18 protein-coding genes are annotated in these 14,433 nt (G+C 33.5%); 4 read left to right on the forward strand and 14 right to left on the reverse strand.

Translation table 11 applies throughout. From position 1 onward, the window contains the following. Window positions 1–46: 46 nt before the first annotated feature. The 11 genes from ACHRVX_RS06570 to ACHRVX_RS06620 form a co-directional block, all read right to left on the reverse strand. A complete protein-coding gene (locus tag ACHRVX_RS06570; protein ID WP_395330472.1) occupies window positions 47–592 on the reverse strand; it encodes an RNA 2'-phosphotransferase in 546 nt (181 codons plus the stop codon). Then, window positions 585–1,232 carry a DUF4291 domain-containing protein gene (locus tag ACHRVX_RS06575; RefSeq protein WP_395330474.1) on the reverse strand — a complete coding sequence of 216 codons (648 nt, stop codon included), beginning with the start codon at window positions 1,230–1,232 and terminating at the stop codon, window positions 585–587. The genes ACHRVX_RS06570 and ACHRVX_RS06575 overlap by 8 nt, the downstream gene beginning before the upstream one ends. Window positions 1,233–1,519: 287 nt before the next feature. Then, on the reverse strand, window positions 1,520–2,044 hold the full coding sequence (locus tag ACHRVX_RS06580) for an O-acetyl-ADP-ribose deacetylase (RefSeq protein ID WP_395330477.1): 525 nt from the start codon (window positions 2,042–2,044) through the stop codon (window positions 1,520–1,522). An 8-nt stretch (window positions 2,045–2,052) separates the two neighbouring features. Then, window positions 2,053–2,580, reverse strand: coding sequence for an NADAR family protein (locus tag ACHRVX_RS06585; protein WP_395330479.1), 528 nt, complete (start codon window positions 2,578–2,580; stop codon window positions 2,053–2,055). A gap of 8 nt (window positions 2,581–2,588) precedes the next feature. Then, complete coding sequence (locus tag ACHRVX_RS06590; protein ID WP_395330481.1) at window positions 2,589–3,671, reverse strand: adenylosuccinate synthetase; 1,083 nt, start codon at window positions 3,669–3,671, stop codon at window positions 2,589–2,591. Between the two features lie 148 nt (window positions 3,672–3,819). Then, window positions 3,820–4,680, reverse strand: a complete 861-nt coding sequence (locus ACHRVX_RS06595) for a hypothetical protein (RefSeq protein WP_395330483.1) — start codon at window positions 4,678–4,680, stop codon at window positions 3,820–3,822. A gap of 2 nt (window positions 4,681–4,682) precedes the next feature. Next, entirely contained in the window at window positions 4,683–5,018 is a 336-nt protein-coding gene (locus ACHRVX_RS06600; RefSeq protein WP_395330485.1) for a hypothetical protein, read from the reverse strand. 87 nt (window positions 5,019–5,105) lie between these two features. Further along, window positions 5,106–5,939, reverse strand: a complete 834-nt coding sequence (gene prs / locus ACHRVX_RS06605; RefSeq protein ID WP_395330487.1) for a ribose-phosphate diphosphokinase — start codon at window positions 5,937–5,939, stop codon at window positions 5,106–5,108. A 74-nt stretch (window positions 5,940–6,013) separates the two neighbouring features. After that, window positions 6,014–6,706: an NUDIX hydrolase gene (locus ACHRVX_RS06610; RefSeq protein WP_395330489.1), complete on the reverse strand. Its 693-nt coding sequence runs from the start codon at window positions 6,704–6,706 to the stop codon at window positions 6,014–6,016. A gap of 73 nt (window positions 6,707–6,779) precedes the next feature. Next, on the reverse strand, window positions 6,780–7,571 hold the full coding sequence (locus ACHRVX_RS06615) for a LysR family transcriptional regulator (protein WP_395330491.1): 792 nt from the start codon (window positions 7,569–7,571) through the stop codon (window positions 6,780–6,782). 6 nt (window positions 7,572–7,577) lie between these two features. Further along, the gene (locus ACHRVX_RS06620) at window positions 7,578–7,685 is read right to left on the reverse strand and encodes a LysR family transcriptional regulator (RefSeq protein WP_395330493.1); all 108 of its coding nucleotides are present in this window, start codon (window positions 7,683–7,685) and stop codon (window positions 7,578–7,580) included. An 85-nt stretch (window positions 7,686–7,770) separates the two neighbouring features. Between ACHRVX_RS06620 and ACHRVX_RS06625 the strand changes: the two genes are divergently transcribed. From ACHRVX_RS06625 to ACHRVX_RS06635, 3 genes are all read left to right on the forward strand, one after another. Further along, on the forward strand, window positions 7,771–8,535 hold the full coding sequence (locus ACHRVX_RS06625) for a type 1 glutamine amidotransferase domain-containing protein (RefSeq protein WP_395330495.1): 765 nt from the start codon (window positions 7,771–7,773) through the stop codon (window positions 8,533–8,535). Between the two features lie 158 nt (window positions 8,536–8,693). After that, window positions 8,694–9,851 (forward strand): iron-containing alcohol dehydrogenase, encoded by a 1,158-nt coding sequence (locus tag ACHRVX_RS06630; protein ID WP_395330497.1) that lies wholly within the window; start codon window positions 8,694–8,696, stop codon window positions 9,849–9,851. A 369-nt stretch (window positions 9,852–10,220) separates the two neighbouring features. Then, on the forward strand, window positions 10,221–11,216 hold the full coding sequence (locus ACHRVX_RS06635; RefSeq protein ID WP_395330499.1) for an NAD(P)H-dependent glycerol-3-phosphate dehydrogenase: 996 nt from the start codon (window positions 10,221–10,223) through the stop codon (window positions 11,214–11,216). A 241-nt stretch (window positions 11,217–11,457) separates the two neighbouring features. Here the strand turns inward: ACHRVX_RS06635 and ACHRVX_RS06640 are convergent, their stop codons facing one another. The 3 genes from ACHRVX_RS06640 to ACHRVX_RS06650 all read right to left on the reverse strand — a co-directional run bounded on the left by ACHRVX_RS06640 (window position 11,458) and on the right by ACHRVX_RS06650 (window position 13,453). Beyond that, on the reverse strand, window positions 11,458–11,865 hold the full coding sequence (locus ACHRVX_RS06640; protein WP_395330501.1) for a hypothetical protein: 408 nt from the start codon (window positions 11,863–11,865) through the stop codon (window positions 11,458–11,460). Window positions 11,866–11,946: 81 nt separating this feature from the next. Beyond that, entirely contained in the window at window positions 11,947–12,966 is a 1,020-nt protein-coding gene (gene pheS / locus ACHRVX_RS06645; RefSeq protein ID WP_395330503.1) for a phenylalanine--tRNA ligase subunit alpha, read from the reverse strand. 130 nt (window positions 12,967–13,096) lie between these two features. Continuing rightward, window positions 13,097–13,453: a hypothetical protein gene (locus ACHRVX_RS06650; RefSeq protein WP_395330505.1), complete on the reverse strand. Its 357-nt coding sequence runs from the start codon at window positions 13,451–13,453 to the stop codon at window positions 13,097–13,099. Window positions 13,454–13,847: 394 nt separating this feature from the next. Between ACHRVX_RS06650 and ACHRVX_RS06655 the strand changes: the two genes are divergently transcribed. Next, window positions 13,848–14,384 carry a CvpA family protein gene (locus ACHRVX_RS06655; protein WP_395330507.1) on the forward strand — a complete coding sequence of 179 codons (537 nt, stop codon included), beginning with the start codon at window positions 13,848–13,850 and terminating at the stop codon, window positions 14,382–14,384. The last annotated feature ends 49 nt before the right edge of the window (window positions 14,385–14,433 follow it).

The raw sequence follows: 14,433 nt of genomic DNA on the forward strand, positions 1-14,433 counted from the left end.
TATTATTAATCAGTATTATTCTTAAAATGAATAAATACGATTTTAATTAAGTGAATTGAATGTATTTAGGCGGAACTTCGTCTGTGAGCCAAACATTGTTTTCAGACAGATAAAATTTAAAACCATCTTTGAACATTTCGCCACTTTTAACGGTTAAAATCTGAGGAATTCCTCTTCTTCCTCCTACTTTTATTGCTGTTTCTTTATCTTTGGAAAGATGTACATGTTGACGGCTCATCTTTTGAAGTCCTTCTTTTTGGATGTTTTCCAAAAATTTCTCCACCGTTCCGTGATACAAAAACTCCGAAGGTTCAACTTCATTCAAATCCAATTCAACCGAAATCGAATGTCCCTGACTTGCTCTGATCTTCGTTTTATCTTCATTAAAAGCAAAACGTTTTTTATCGTTGTTTTCTACTACATAATCCAGAAGTGCTGCATCTAATTCATTTCCGTTTTTAGAACATTTTTCGATTAGTTCTTCTACAACAGCCCAACCGTTTTCGTCTAATTTTAAATTTATGGTTTCCGGTGAATGTCTGAGAACTAAACTCAGAAATTTGCTTATATTTTTTGCTGCTTTTTCATTCATGATTTTCAGAAATTTTTAGTTTCTTATTCAGTTCCTGATCCCTAAAAAGAAAAGGTCTTTCAGCAGGAATCATCAGTTTTTCTAATTCTTTATTCTGAACAAATTCATATTGTTCTTTTACAAATTCAGAAATATCTTCAATCAACACAATGTCCTCTTTTGCAAAAGACTTTATAAAATTTTCTCGCAAACCAATTTGAATCGCTCTTCGTTCTAACTTATTCCCATACGGATCATGATCGGGATCCCATTGTAATCTTACAGAAGATGTTTTTACGCCTTCTTTCCAATCTTCCTGACTCATTTCTAGCGAAGGACTGTAAGATGAATAAACCGCATTTTGTAAATAATTATCTAATGCCGAAATTTTAAGGTGAATCGCCAAAACAGTTTCCTGTCCTTCTTTTGTTCCCCAACCATTTCTGTACATCATCCACAGAAAATTTGGTTTGATCCACGTCATTCTGTCCATGCTAAATGCTCCTCCAAAATATTGTTTTTTTACAGCAAATTCGCCAATTTCTTTTCGATATGATTGATAAACTATAATTTCCTTCTCGTCATATTGAGCCATAATGTGATAGCCTGATTTTGGCCATTCTACAATTTGCTCATCGTATTTTTTTAATTCTATTTTCATTTTGTATTGTACACAATATCTTCATTGTGTTATTTTTAATTTTAATTATCTGAGTTGGATTATAAAATGCAAATCCCGGAGGGATGAAATATTTATAGAAATTCTAATTTATTTCAAATGAACCCCAGCGGGGTGACATTTTTTTGAATTCAAAATACAGACGATGTATCGCTCCGCTGGAGCTTTTGATAAATACATATCTATTTTGCTATAAATATTACGCTCCCATGGAGCTTATAATAATTAAATCTATCCGTATCTTTTTAAATTCTAAACAACAATCTAACTCATTTCTTTATATTTTTTTCTAATAAACCATTGTAGATTTTATAACTCTCGTCATCAAAGCAAACAAATATTACTTTATCTATCTTTGAAATTTTATCGAAATTTTTAACTAATCTTATTGCAATTTCAGCAGCTTTATCTTTTGGGAATCTATAAATTCCTGTGCTAATACCAGGAAAAGCAATTGTTTTAATCTCATTCTGAACAGCTAGTTCCAAACTATTTTGATAACAGTCTGACAACAATTTTGACTTTTCATCTTTATCTCCATTCCAAACCGGACCAACAGTATGAATCACATATTTTGCGGGTAAATTACCAGCCGTTGTAATCACAGCATCTCCAACTTTACAACCACCTTGCCTGTTTCGTATTTGAATGCATTCATCTAATATTGCTTTTCCACCTTTTCTATGGATGGCGCCATCAACTCCGCCTCCGCCAAGTAAAGAAGTATTCGCTGCATTTACAATTGCATCAACTTTGATTTCTGTTATGTCGGCTTTGAGGATTTCTATTTTCATAATCAATCTTATTTCAATTCATCCCTAACTTCCATCAAAGCAAAACCCAACAAATTAAGTCCGCGCCATTTTTCAGGATTTTCAATGTCTTTATGATCGCTTGCAAGTCCTATTCCCCAGATTGCATCGACCGGGCTTGCTTCTACTATAACGCGGTTTTTTGTGTTTATTAAAAATTCTTTTAGCTCAGTATTCTGATTGAATTTATGGTAATTTCCTTCTTTCACAATGTCAAATCTGGCGGCTAACCAGAGTGTTTCATTATAATTCTTTACTTCTCTTCCAAACTTTTTGGCTTCAGCCGGAGATTTAGCCTGAAGGATTTTCTCTAAAACTTTATCATCTTTAAACAATTCGGCTTTTTTTGCCATCATCCAGTGTTCGGCAGTTTTGTACACTACTTTATCCACCTCAAAAGAACTTAACCACCATTGACTAAAACATGTTTTAATTATTGTTCCGTCTGAACTTGGCTGATGTCCCCAGAAAAATAAAAATTTACTTTCCGGAGTTATATTTTGTATATTGTATTTCATTTTTGTTTTTATTGAAATAAAGAAGTCATCTGTTTAAAATCCTTTGAATCGGGAGAAAATGATCCGTAAATTTCATTAAATTCAGTTGTTAGATTTTCAAACTCATAATCAGTTTCTATCTGATCCATACAAGTAACAACTAAGTTTCTTTTTGCGTTTAAACTGTAAGCTGCGTCAAGCTTCAAAGCATAATTTAATAGATTATAATCTAAATCGCCTGTTCGCAATTGACCTTGAAATTCGTTATAAACACAGGTTTCTTCTTCGTTATTTTTTAATTTTAATTCCCTTTCATTACTCATCCAGCCATTTCCATGTCGGGTTGAATAACTTCTCGTTACATAATAAATGCTGATGTCGTCAATTTGCAGTGTTTTGCATATTTCATACGCATTTTTTGATGTTGTATTCGCATACGTTACATTCGGAAAAACACCATGATCCATATCGAGCAAAATTCCCTGGCTTCCTTCAAAAATCAGGTTCTCATACTTTTCTAAAAAACTGTAATCGCTGATATTCCATTTTATTTGATCAATGATTTCTAAGTAATCATCTACTTCCGCATCAATTTCACTTTCATTTAAAAAACCGTAGTAATAAGCGATTTTTTCCAGTTTTGCCAAAAGCATTTGTCTTGGTGCAATTAAATCAATTGCGTAAAGTTTGTATTGACCTTCATTACGTTTCATGGTCGCTCCTACGCCTTTTCCGCAAGTTCCGTGATCGAGATTTCTCACGTTGGTTCTGTTTTGCCAAACATCAAACGGAGTTGTTATTTTGGCTAACGGATGAATATGAAGTTCCGTATTTCCGCCTATTTTTTCCAGCTCTTCTTTTTCATTGAATAAAAAAACCGGATGAATTGTACAATGTTCACTATAGTAAGAAGGCAAACCACGAAGTGCTCCGCTGGCAAAACTCGAATGAACGTGTTTTTTATCACCAATCATTACGGTATGTGCCGCTTGCTGTCCTCCTGAAAACCGAATAACTATAGATTCAGGATTTTGCTTCGCCAGAAAATCTGTTGTAATTCCTTTTCCTTCATCACCAAATCCTAAACCTATAACTATTTGAGCTGTTTTCATTTTAATATTATTTTAAACACATAGAAACATAGCTTTGCACAACCTAAAAAGTCGGTTCACTTGTAATAAATCTCATAGTACTATGTGAAATGCGGTTTCAAAAATTTTTTAATTTTTAATTAAATCTACATTTCTATGAGTTAAACATTTAAAGCATTTCAATATTATCTAATCCGTCAAGCGAAATTGTTCCTAAACCTGATCCAGAACTTTTATGTTTATCACAAATGATTTTCTTGATTACATTCGGGATTTCTTTGTGATCTTCAATAGACAAACAATTTTGTCCCAGTAATTCTTTCCACGCTACATTTGCTCTTACCGCCTGATCTGAATGTAATACGCTGATATGATACACTTCGTAACGCTTTTGTGCTTCTTTTAATAATTCAAGAGACGTATACGTTTGCTGTCCTGAACCCATAATTTCTTTTATGGCAGATGCCGGAAGTGTATCTAAGTTAGGTTCATCGCCCACGGTAAACAATAATCCTTTTTGACCTCTTTTTTCAAAAGCATCAGTTTTGGTATGAAAAGCAGCAAAGTACCACGCCAGAAGATAACTTTCACCTGCATTTCCTCCACCTCCGCCTTCAATATAAGTTCTGGTCAGCCACATGTCTAATTCTGCATCACCAGATTCAAATTGTCCGACCTGCAACGGATATCTGTCGCATTCATGATCTCCAATTCCTAAAAACAATAGTGCAGGATCAGGAACTCCACCCTGAATAATTCCGCCCATTAATTTAGGAAGTCCGTCTTTTATCAATTCATGCGGAATGTGTCCCATACTTCCTGTAACGTCAAGTGCCAAAATAATTGGAACTGAGTTGGGATGAACCTCTGAATCTCTTGCTTCACGAAATGTAATTCCGTTTGGGTTCATAGATTCATGCGCCATATGTAAAGAATTTTGCGTAAAAATCTCACTTGCTGATTTTTTTCCGTAACCAGCTGCTTCTGCTCTGCTCAAACGAGCGCCTAAGTCATATCTTGTACCTCCCATAATTAAAATGTTTTACCAAATAAATATTCAAATCTCTTTTTTGATACTTCAAACTGAATGTTTAAATTTCTAATTATCAGTGACAATTCCATATCTCTCTGCACAAAGGCTTCGGGCTGAAAATCAGCAAAAGTCAAACTGTTTTTATCCAGCGGACTAATATCTATCAATCCCTCCTGCTCTCTTTCTAATCTTTTTATTTTAAGTTCAATATCTTCAACTCGTCGTCTGTAAATCAACTCCGAATCCTCGCCAATTGTTTTGGCTCTGTCTTCTCTAATCTGATCATTGTTTCTTTTTAAAGATTCAATAAATCTTGGTTTTAAATCGTCGCTCATAATTTCTAGTTGTTTGGTTATAGTTTTTTGTTTCAGGTTTCAAGTTTCAGGTTACCGTATAGAACGTGAAACCTGAAACTTGAAACTTTAAACTAATTTATCTAAGCTGATAACTTCTACGCTTTCACCTTCAAAATCTTTAAAAGAGTTCGTTGTGAATATTTTGTCGAAACAATTTAAAACTTCAAAACCTTTATTGAAAATTCCGTGGCTTACGGCTAAGTATAATTTTCCGGCATTTTTCTTTTTTAATTCTTCGGCTAAGCCAACAAAAGTTCCGCCACCGTCACAAATATCATCAACGATTAAACAATCTATTCCGTTTAAATCGTCTTCGTACACTTTAAATCCAGACAATCTTCCGGTTTTTACGTCACGGCTTTTGCTGCATTCTACAACATCAATTCCGCCTAAAAATTCAGAAACTTTGTAGATTTTTTTTAAAGCGCCACCGTCTGGAGAAATTAATTTTACGTTTTCGCCAATAACTTTTAGGACTGCTGCGATAAAAGTATGATTAGGAATCACCTCGCAATTGTTTACCAATGCCGGAGTAACCTCAGAATGTGCATCAAAAACAAAAACTTTATTCAGTTGAAGTCCGTTGATAATATCAGCATATACTTTTACAGAAAGGGATTCTCCTTTTATCATAACACGATCTTGTCTTGCAGCCGGAAAATACGGAATAAACAAATCGATTACTTTAACATCCATTCTGCGCAAAGCATCAACTGTAATACACAATAAACCTAAATCATTGAATGAATTCAAACGGTGTGTGATGGTTATTTTTTGAGTGTTATCAAAATTAGAATCGATTTTAATGTGTGGTTCTCCGCCAGAAAATGTAAAACTTTGAAATTTGATTTCTTCCTGATTAAGAAACGGAGCGAATTTTGGGTCTAAATTAAGTATCATAGTTTTTAAGTTTGCGTTAGTTATACGCAAATATAGATTTAATTATTTAATAAACAATTTATTTTGTGTAAAATTTACGCAAACTTTATTTCGAAGTGAAAGCCATTTTCAATTAATTCATTATATTTCAATTGATTAAACTTAAAAAGTTTTGCCGGTCTTCCGCTTTTTATGGGTGAAAAATGTTCTGTTTGTTCTAAAAAGCCATAACTCAGAATTTTTTTTCTGAAATTACGTCGGTCAATTTCTTTTTCTAAAATGGTACAATACAAGTTTTCCAGATCTGAAAACAAGAATTCTTCCGGAAGTAAATCAAAACCTATTGGCTCATAAGTGAGTTTAGATTTTAATCTGTTAATCGCTGTCTTTAGTATTAAATTGTGGTCAAATGCCAAAGCAGGAATTTCATCTATGCTAAACCATTGTACTTTTTCAGCATCTGTATCTGCTTTTATTTCTAAATTAGAAGCATCGACCAAAGCATAATAAGCAACCGAAATTACACGGTTTCGGGAATCTCTGTGAATATCATCGCCAAAAGTGTACAACTGTTCCATAAAATTCAACTGGACATTTGTTTCTTCATGCAATTCACGAATTACAGCATCGTTTAAGGATTCGTCCTGTTTTACCAAACCACCGGGCAAAGCCCAATATTTATCGGCAGAACCAAATTGCTGCTCTATTAAAAGTACATAAAGACTATTATTTTTATATCCAAAGACAATTGCATCAACGGCAATTCTAATATTTTGAAAACTTTCCATAATTAAAAAAGGTTTGCCACGAATTTATAAAAGATGTAATTCGTGGCGAAAAAAATAAATTTCCAGCGAAAAACTACATTCTGTTTCCCAAAAATAATTTTAGCTCTTTTGCAATGCTTTCAAAAAAAGAGCTTGATGTATTATTTTTAGCAGTTAATAAATATACATATTCCTCAGGAACGTGAAAACTATTCCAGAGTAATTGCAATTTGTTTTCTTTAATATATTTTCTCGCATTGCAATTCCAGGTTATGGCAACTCCGGAATTTTTTGAGAGCATTTCCAGCATTTCAGATTCTGATGGAATAATATAATTAGGAACCATTGATGGTCGCTTTTTATTGAAAGCATGTAGCCAAAATATTTTTATATGTGAAATTCTCGCATCATTACAATACCATTTTTGATTGTTGAGCCATTGTTCTGTTTCAATATAATTGTCTGCTTTTAATTTGAGTCGAAAATCTGCCGCATCTAAACTTATTGGAGCGACCATTATCAATTTTATTTTCCCAACGATTTCATAAATCGTATCAAACGTATCAAATCTTTTTGTGGTAATCGCAAAATCAAGTTTTTTAGCATCGACAAGTGCAAAAAGTGCATCATCTTCTGCAAAAGTAAAATCGATAAAATCAAATTTGGAAATTAATACACTTCCGCAGCTATTGAAAAGGTCTTTCGAGATTCCAACAGAAATTAATCGAATAGAATCCTCGGCTTTAGCCCTAAATCCGCTCTCTACATTTTCGAGTCGGTCAAGCGCGTCAATAATTAAATTATTGAGTAACTTAGCGTATTCCGTTGGTTCAACACCTTTAGATTTTCGATTGAATAATTTATAACCAACATGCGCCTCTAACATAGATATTTATTGACTCACAGCAGGTTGACTCATAAACAACTCTTTTGCAGCTACTGAAAAATTACCGTTTTTGTAAACTGACTTAAATGTTCTGTACCATTCCAGATTTACCATGATATAAATATTTTAATAACAAACATAGTTTATTTTATTTTTACTAATATCACAATAAGCGTAAATTTGATGAAAATTTAAACTTATGAAAAGAATAGCATTATTCGCGATTATAGCATTCACAGCTTCTAACATTTCTGTTATGGCGCAAAAATCAAATAAAAAAAATATGAAAAAAGTATTATTTGTTGTAACCAGTAATGATAAACTGGGCAATACAGGAGAAAAAACAGGATTTTGGTCAGAAGAATTAGCTGCACCTTATTATGAATTATTAGATCAGGGTGTTGAAATTACGATTGCAACTCCGCTTGGAGGTCAGCCGCCAATTGATCCAAAAAGTGCTGATCCATCAGCGGCAACAGAAGACACAAAACGTTTTGATTCAGACAAAGTATTACAGGAAAAATTAAAACACACGCATAAACTTTCGACTATTGATCAAAAAGATTATGATGCTGTTTTTTATCCTGGAGGTCACGGACCACTTTGGGATTTAGTCGAGGATAAAAACTCAATTGCCTTAATTGAATCTTTTTACAATCATAAAAAACCAGTTGCTTTTGTTTGTCATGCTCCGGCAGTTTTGAAAAACGTAAAAGTAAATGGTGAGTTTTTAGTGAAAGATAAAAAAGTAACCGGTTTTACAAATGAAGAGGAAGAAGCTGTAGGTTTAACTAAAGTTGTTCCTTTTTTATTAGAAGATGCCTTAACTCAAAACGGAGGTAAATTTTCTAAAGGACCAAACTGGGCTCCATATGCAGTTGAAGACGGACTTTTAATTACAGGACAAAATCCGGCATCATCAAAATTAGTAGCTGGGAAATTATTACAAAAATTGAATAAATAAGATGCTAAGTCACTAAGATTCTAAGTTGCTAACTTTTTATACTAATTAGCAGCTTAGGATTTTAGTGTATCAAAAATATTAACAAAAAAGATCTACGTTCCTAAGATTAAAAAAAACTTAGAATCTTAGCAACTTAGCATCTCAGAAACTTAAAAAAAATGCTAAACTTTGAATTATATAATCCTACGAATTTAATATTCGGAAAAGGACAAATTGAAAAACTTTCGACTTTAGTACCAAAAGATGCTAAAATCTTATTGGCTTACGGCGGCGGAAGTATTTTTAAAAACGGAATTCACGAACAAGTAATCCATAACTTAAAAGGATTTGATATCGTTGAATTTGGCGGAATTGAGCCAAATCCACATTTTGAAACTTTGATGAAAGCAGTTGAAGTTATTAAAGCGGAGAACATAGATTTTATTCTGGCTGTTGGTGGCGGATCTGTAATTGATGGCGTGAAATTTATTTCGGCAGCCGTTCATTTTGACGGAAACCCAATTGATATTTTACAAAAACGTTTGTTGATTAAGGAAAATGCTGTGCCTTTTGGAACTGTTTTGACTTTACCTGCAACAGGAAGCGAAATGAATTCCGGCTCAGTGGTTACGATTAAGGCTACCCAGGAAAAACTGGCGTTTGGCGGAAGCGCATTGTTTCCTAAATTCTCTATTTGTGACCCAACGGTAATTACTTCTTTACCAAAAAGACAATTACAAAATGGTGTTGTAGATGCTTACACACACGTAATGGAACAATATTTAACGTATCCGCACGAAGGTTATTTACAAGACAGAATTGCTGAGGGAATTTTACAAACTTTAATCGAAGTTGGTCCAAAAGTAGTAGAAGATCCAGCTGATTATGCGTTAGCTTCTAACTTTATGTGGAGCTGTACTATGGCGTTAAACGGATTGATTCAAAAAGGTGTTCCGTCAGACTGGGCAACTCACATGATTGGTCACGAATTGACAGCACTTTACGGAATCGATCATGCACGTACTTTGGCGATTATAGGGCCAAGTCTGTACAACGTAATGTTTGATACTAAAAAAGAAAAATTAGCACAATACGGAAGAAGAATTTTCGGTTTATCCGGTTCTGATGAAGAAGTGGCAAAAGAAGCGATCAACAAAACAGTTGAATTTTTTCACACTATGGGAATGGATACTAAACTTTCACAATACGTGGAAGATTACAGCAAAACAGCCGATTTTATTGTGAATCGTTTTGACGAAAGAGGCTGGAAAGGTTTAGGAGAAAAACAATTGATTACTTTAGATAAAGTGAAGTCAATTGTTGAGATGAGTTACTAGTCACAGTCACAGTATTCAGTCACACTTTAAAATAAAAAAAAGTCTCAGTCGCAGTATTCAGAGACTAAACTGAAAACTGTGACGGTAAACTGGAAACTAAAAAAGGCGTTCTTGAATTTTTCAGGAACGCCTTTTTACAATACTAAAACAAAACTAACTAACTCAATTTTTGCTAAACTCATTAAATTCTAATTTACAAGTAGTTACAACGTAAAGTTTTTATTTTTATTGTATAAGGCTTTAAAATATTTTTATTTTTTTGAAAATTGCTCAAAACCATTGAATTTACAGATACTGTTTAAATTTCTTAAATCAGATTTTGTGTTAGTACTACATAATTAAGTACTTTTGTTTTAAATTATTAAAATAATGAGCGAAAATTTAAAATTTGCAGTAATTGGAGGAGGAAGCTGGGCTACGGCAATTGCAAAGATGTTATGTGTGAATCTTTCAGAAATTGCCTGGTACATGCGTAATGATGCTGCGATTGAGCACATTCAGAAATACAAACACAATCCAAACTATTTAAGTTCAGTTGAATTCGACACAAACAAACTTAGATTAACCAATAATATAAACGAAGCAATTGAATATGCAGATTATGTAATCTTTGCTATTCCATCAGCTTTTCTTGATTCCGAATTAAAAAACATGACGGTTTCATTGGCTGATAAAATTATTTTCTCCGCCATTAAAGGTATCGTTCCTGAAACAAGTTTAATTGTTGGAGAACATTTTCACATTCAATATGATATTCCATATTATAATATTGGTGTTATCACAGGTCCATGTCATGCTGAAGAAGTTGCTTTAGAAAGACTTTCGTACTTAACAATTGCGTGTGGTGATCCTGACAAAGCGCGTATTGTTGCTAAAACCCTATCAGGGAATTACATCAAAGCAAAAATTTCTGATGATATTATTGGTACAGAATATGCCGCAATGCTTAAAAACATTTATGCAATTGCAGCCGGAATTGCACACGGTTTAGGTTACGGAGATAACTTTCAATCGGTTATGATGAGTAATGGAATTCGTGAAATGAAAAAATTCATCAAAAAAGTTCACAAAATGAAACGTAACATTAATGATTCGGCTTATTTAGGCGATTTATTGGTTACAGGATATTCTGTATTCTCCAGAAACAGAATGTTTGGGAACATGATTGGAAAAGGATACACCGTAAAAAGTGCTATGATGGAAATGAGCATGGTTGCCGAAGGGTATTACGCTACCAAAAGTGCCTATAAACTAAATCAGGGTTACGGTGCAAAAACACCAATTATAGACGCTGTTTATGCTGTTTTATATGAAGGAAAAGATGCTAAATCTGTATTTAAGAAACTGACTGAGTCGCTTGATTAAAGTTTTTTTTTAGAAAATAGAACCAAGAGTAAAGAAAATAGACTTCTATACTGTGATAATATAAAAAGAGCCAAGACTAATTATTTAGATCTTGGCTCTTTCTTCTTTATTCCTTTATTCTATAATCTATTTTCTTTATTCTATTCTCTTTCTTCTTTCTTCTTTCTTCTTTCTTCTTTCTTCTTTCTTCTTTCTTCTTTCTTCTTTCTTCTTTCTTCTTTCTTCTTTCTTCTAAAAAAAACTACTTCACCATAACTCCTTCAACAAATAAAATAGGCACTTCTTCCGTATTATTTTCGCTGATCAGGTTTGATTTGAAGATGAATTTCTTGTCGTAGAGTTTATTGTCAATGAAGAAAGTCACCATGAATTCGTTGTTTAGAACCAAAAGGCTTTTTTCGACCATTTCAATTTTTACTACAGAAACAGCAGGAACTTCAACAAAAGCATGACGAAGAACTGATGTTTTTTTCATTTCGCCGTCTATAGTTCCAAACGCTTTTGAAACTACCATTACGCCATCTAAATTAAAGTCGCTGTCGTTTACCAGATAAGCGTACCACACTTTCTCCATAAAATCATCGCTCCATTCCTGAACAGCGGCCAGAAATACGTTTTCTACTTCGGGGATTGTTATGTCTTTTTTCATTTTTTTATGAACTGTAAAATGTAAAAAGTGATTAGGAAGCAGAACTTCTAACTAATCACTTTTCACGTATAACTTTTTTTTTTAAATATTCGCTTTGAATTGCTCTAGGAAACGAACGTCGTTTTCGTAGAACATACGAATATCACCAATTTGATACAACAACATTGCAATACGCTCTACTCCCATTCCGAAAGCAAAACCATTGAATTCTTCAGGATTAATGTCGCAATTTTTAAGAACGTTTGGATCAACCATTCCGCAACCTCCAATTTCCAGCCAGCCAGTTCCTTTTGTGATACGGTAATCGGTTTCGGTTTTTAAACCCCAATAAATATCAATTTCAGCGCTTGGTTCTGTAAACGGAAAGTATGACGGACGCAAACGAATTTTTGATTTCCCGAACATTTCTTTTGTAAAATAAAGTAATGTTTGTTTCAAATCTGCAAACGAAACGTCTTTATCAATGTACAATCCTTCTACCTGATGAAAAATACAGTGCGAACGTGACGAAACTGCCTCGTTACGAAATACACGTCCCGGCGAAATAGTACGAATAGGCGGTTTGTTATTTTCCATATAACGCACCTGAACAGATGATGTATGCGTACGCAACAATACGTCAGGATTTGTCTGAATAAAAAAGGTATCCTGCATATCACGCGCCGGATGGTATTCCGGTAAGTTCAATGCGGTAAAGTTATGCCAATCGTCTTCGATTTCCGGACCTTCGGAAACATTGAAACCAATATTGGCAAAAATATCTATAATTTGATTTTTAACAATCGAAATCGGGTGACGGGAACCAATAATTACCGGTTCTGCAGCACGAGTTAGATCGCCAAACATTCCTTTTACTTCTTCTTTACTTTCAAGTTCTTCCTGAATAGCTTTTACCTTTTCTTCTGCGGCAGTTTTTAAAGTATTCATTACTAATCCAAAATCTTTTTTCTGGTCGTTTGGAATATTTCTAAACTCGTTAAAGAGTTCTTTTACTAACCCTTTACTGCCTAAATATTTAATACGGAATTGCTCTAAGGATTCTTTATTTTTATCATTAAAGGCTTTAGCTTCCTCTATATGTTGTTTTATCTTGTCTATCATTTTCCTTCAATAATTGAAGGAACAAATTTAAGGAAAAAAGTGAGACGTTAGATGTGAGATATAAGAAGTATTTCTAAACTTCTTATATATTTTTGTTTCAATCTAAAATCACCACTCTAAAATCTAAAATTTATTCAATAAGTTCTCTTTCTAAAAAATAATTCACAATGGCTTCTTTCATCAAAACCGATTGTTCACCTGCTCTCAGTGCGGGTAATTCTTCTTTTACTTTGTAATGCGGCCATCCGTCAGCATCAAAAAAATCGAATTCATAATACCCGTAGGGCTCTAATAATCGGCAAATCGCGATGTGCATCAGGTTTAATTTTTCGTCTTTTTTGAATTCACGGTGTACTTTTCCGAGTTCCTGAACTCCAATTAGGTAAATTATGGCATCTAAATCTAAGTCTTCTCCTTGCGAAAATTGATTAGATAGTATATCGACGAGCTTTTCCCATCGCTCTTTTAGTTGTGTATCTCTGGACATTAATGTGATTTTAGATTGTTGATTTTAGATTTTAGATTGCTGATTTGTGATACATTAAATCTAAAATCTGCAATCTGAACTCTAAAATTGTATTTGCAAAGATAGGAAGTTCAAATCCAAAGACCTAAAATTAACGGTTTGCCTTGTTGTATTGAGTAAATCGCCTACGGATTTAACAGGTTTTACTGGCTTACACAGGTTCGTTTTTTTTATACTGCAATTAATAATTTATGTAAAACCTTTAGCCTTTAATGAGCCAACTTATTTAATCTGTGTCAATCCGTTTAATCCGTATAATCTGTGGGCTATAAGAAAACCCCATAACCTTTGCATCTCTGAACCTTTGAACCTAAAAAAAGATATATATTTGCGCCTCAATACAACCACAGAAAATATGAGTTTTTTTGACATGATTTTTGGAGCGCTTTTGGCTTTCAGTTTATATAAAGGAATTAAAAACGGACTTTTTGTAGAAATTGCCTCTTTTATTTCTTTGCTTTTGGGAATTTATATTGCGATTAAATTCTCGTATTTCATGAAAGAACTGATTATGAAGCACGTTTCATGGAATCCAAACACAATCCAGATTACGGCTTTTATCCTGACTTTTATTGGGGTTGTTATTGGCGTTTATTTCTTAGCCAAAATCCTTACGGGAATTGCTGATTTTGCTTTTTTAGGATGGCTGAATAAATTAGGCGGAGGTTTTTTCAGGGTTTTAAAAACAATCCTGATTATAAGTGTTTTTATTGCGCTGTTTGAGAAAATAAACTTCAATGAAATGTTTGCCAAAAAAGAAACTCTGGATAAGTCTATCTTTTATAATCCGGTCAAAAAAGTAGCCGCTTTTGTTTATCCTTCTATCGAAAAATGGTATGAGGAATTTAAAGAAAGCCAAGCAGATAAACCTAAAGAGGAAACTAAAATTTAATCTCGCAAAACCGCAAAGCTTAAACACAATATTGTCATTTCGACGAAGG

The sequence above is a fragment of the Flavobacterium sp. FlaQc-47 genome, assembly GCF_044006475.1.
In the GTDB taxonomy this organism is placed as follows: Bacteria; Bacteroidota; Bacteroidia; order Flavobacteriales; family Flavobacteriaceae; genus Flavobacterium.

What these genes read in the sequence shown, in the direction of transcription:
- ACHRVX_RS06585 (WP_395330479.1), bottom strand. Translation starts at nt 2,580, where the DNA reads ATGAAATACAATATACAAAATATAACTCCGGAAAGTAAATTTTTATTT.
- ACHRVX_RS06590 (WP_395330481.1), bottom strand. Translation starts at nt 3,671, where the DNA reads ATGAAAACAGCTCAAATAGTTATAGGTTTAGGATTTGGTGATGAAGGA.
- ACHRVX_RS06580 (WP_395330477.1), bottom strand. Translation starts at nt 2,044, where the DNA reads ATGAAAATAGAAATCCTCAAAGCCGACATAACAGAAATCAAAGTTGAT.
- ACHRVX_RS06630 (WP_395330497.1), top strand. Translation starts at nt 8,694, where the DNA reads ATGCTAAACTTTGAATTATATAATCCTACGAATTTAATATTCGGAAAA.
- ACHRVX_RS06650 (WP_395330505.1), bottom strand. Translation starts at nt 13,453, where the DNA reads ATGTCCAGAGATACACAACTAAAAGAGCGATGGGAAAAGCTCGTCGAT.
- ACHRVX_RS06595 (WP_395330483.1), bottom strand. Translation starts at nt 4,680, where the DNA reads ATGGGAGGTACAAGATATGACTTAGGCGCTCGTTTGAGCAGAGCAGAA.
- ACHRVX_RS06625 (WP_395330495.1), top strand. Translation starts at nt 7,771, where the DNA reads ATGAAAAGAATAGCATTATTCGCGATTATAGCATTCACAGCTTCTAAC.
- prs (WP_395330487.1), bottom strand. Translation starts at nt 5,939, where the DNA reads ATGATACTTAATTTAGACCCAAAATTCGCTCCGTTTCTTAATCAGGAA.
- ACHRVX_RS06570 (WP_395330472.1), bottom strand. Translation starts at nt 592, where the DNA reads ATGAATGAAAAAGCAGCAAAAAATATAAGCAAATTTCTGAGTTTAGTT.
- ACHRVX_RS06615 (WP_395330491.1), bottom strand. Translation starts at nt 7,571, where the DNA reads ATGTTAGAGGCGCATGTTGGTTATAAATTATTCAATCGAAAATCTAAA.
- ACHRVX_RS06575 (WP_395330474.1), bottom strand. Translation starts at nt 1,232, where the DNA reads ATGAAAATAGAATTAAAAAAATACGATGAGCAAATTGTAGAATGGCCA.
- ACHRVX_RS06640 (WP_395330501.1), bottom strand. Translation starts at nt 11,865, where the DNA reads ATGAAAAAAGACATAACAATCCCCGAAGTAGAAAACGTATTTCTGGCC.
- ACHRVX_RS06635 (WP_395330499.1), top strand. Translation starts at nt 10,221, where the DNA reads ATGAGCGAAAATTTAAAATTTGCAGTAATTGGAGGAGGAAGCTGGGCT.
- pheS (WP_395330503.1), bottom strand. Translation starts at nt 12,966, where the DNA reads ATGATAGACAAGATAAAACAACATATAGAGGAAGCTAAAGCCTTTAAT.
- ACHRVX_RS06610 (WP_395330489.1), bottom strand. Translation starts at nt 6,706, where the DNA reads ATGGAAAGTTTTCAAAATATTAGAATTGCCGTTGATGCAATTGTCTTT.
- ACHRVX_RS06620 (WP_395330493.1), bottom strand. Translation starts at nt 7,685, where the DNA reads ATGGTAAATCTGGAATGGTACAGAACATTTAAGTCAGTTTACAAAAAC.
- ACHRVX_RS06600 (WP_395330485.1), bottom strand. Translation starts at nt 5,018, where the DNA reads ATGAGCGACGATTTAAAACCAAGATTTATTGAATCTTTAAAAAGAAAC.
- ACHRVX_RS06655 (WP_395330507.1), top strand. Translation starts at nt 13,848, where the DNA reads ATGAGTTTTTTTGACATGATTTTTGGAGCGCTTTTGGCTTTCAGTTTA.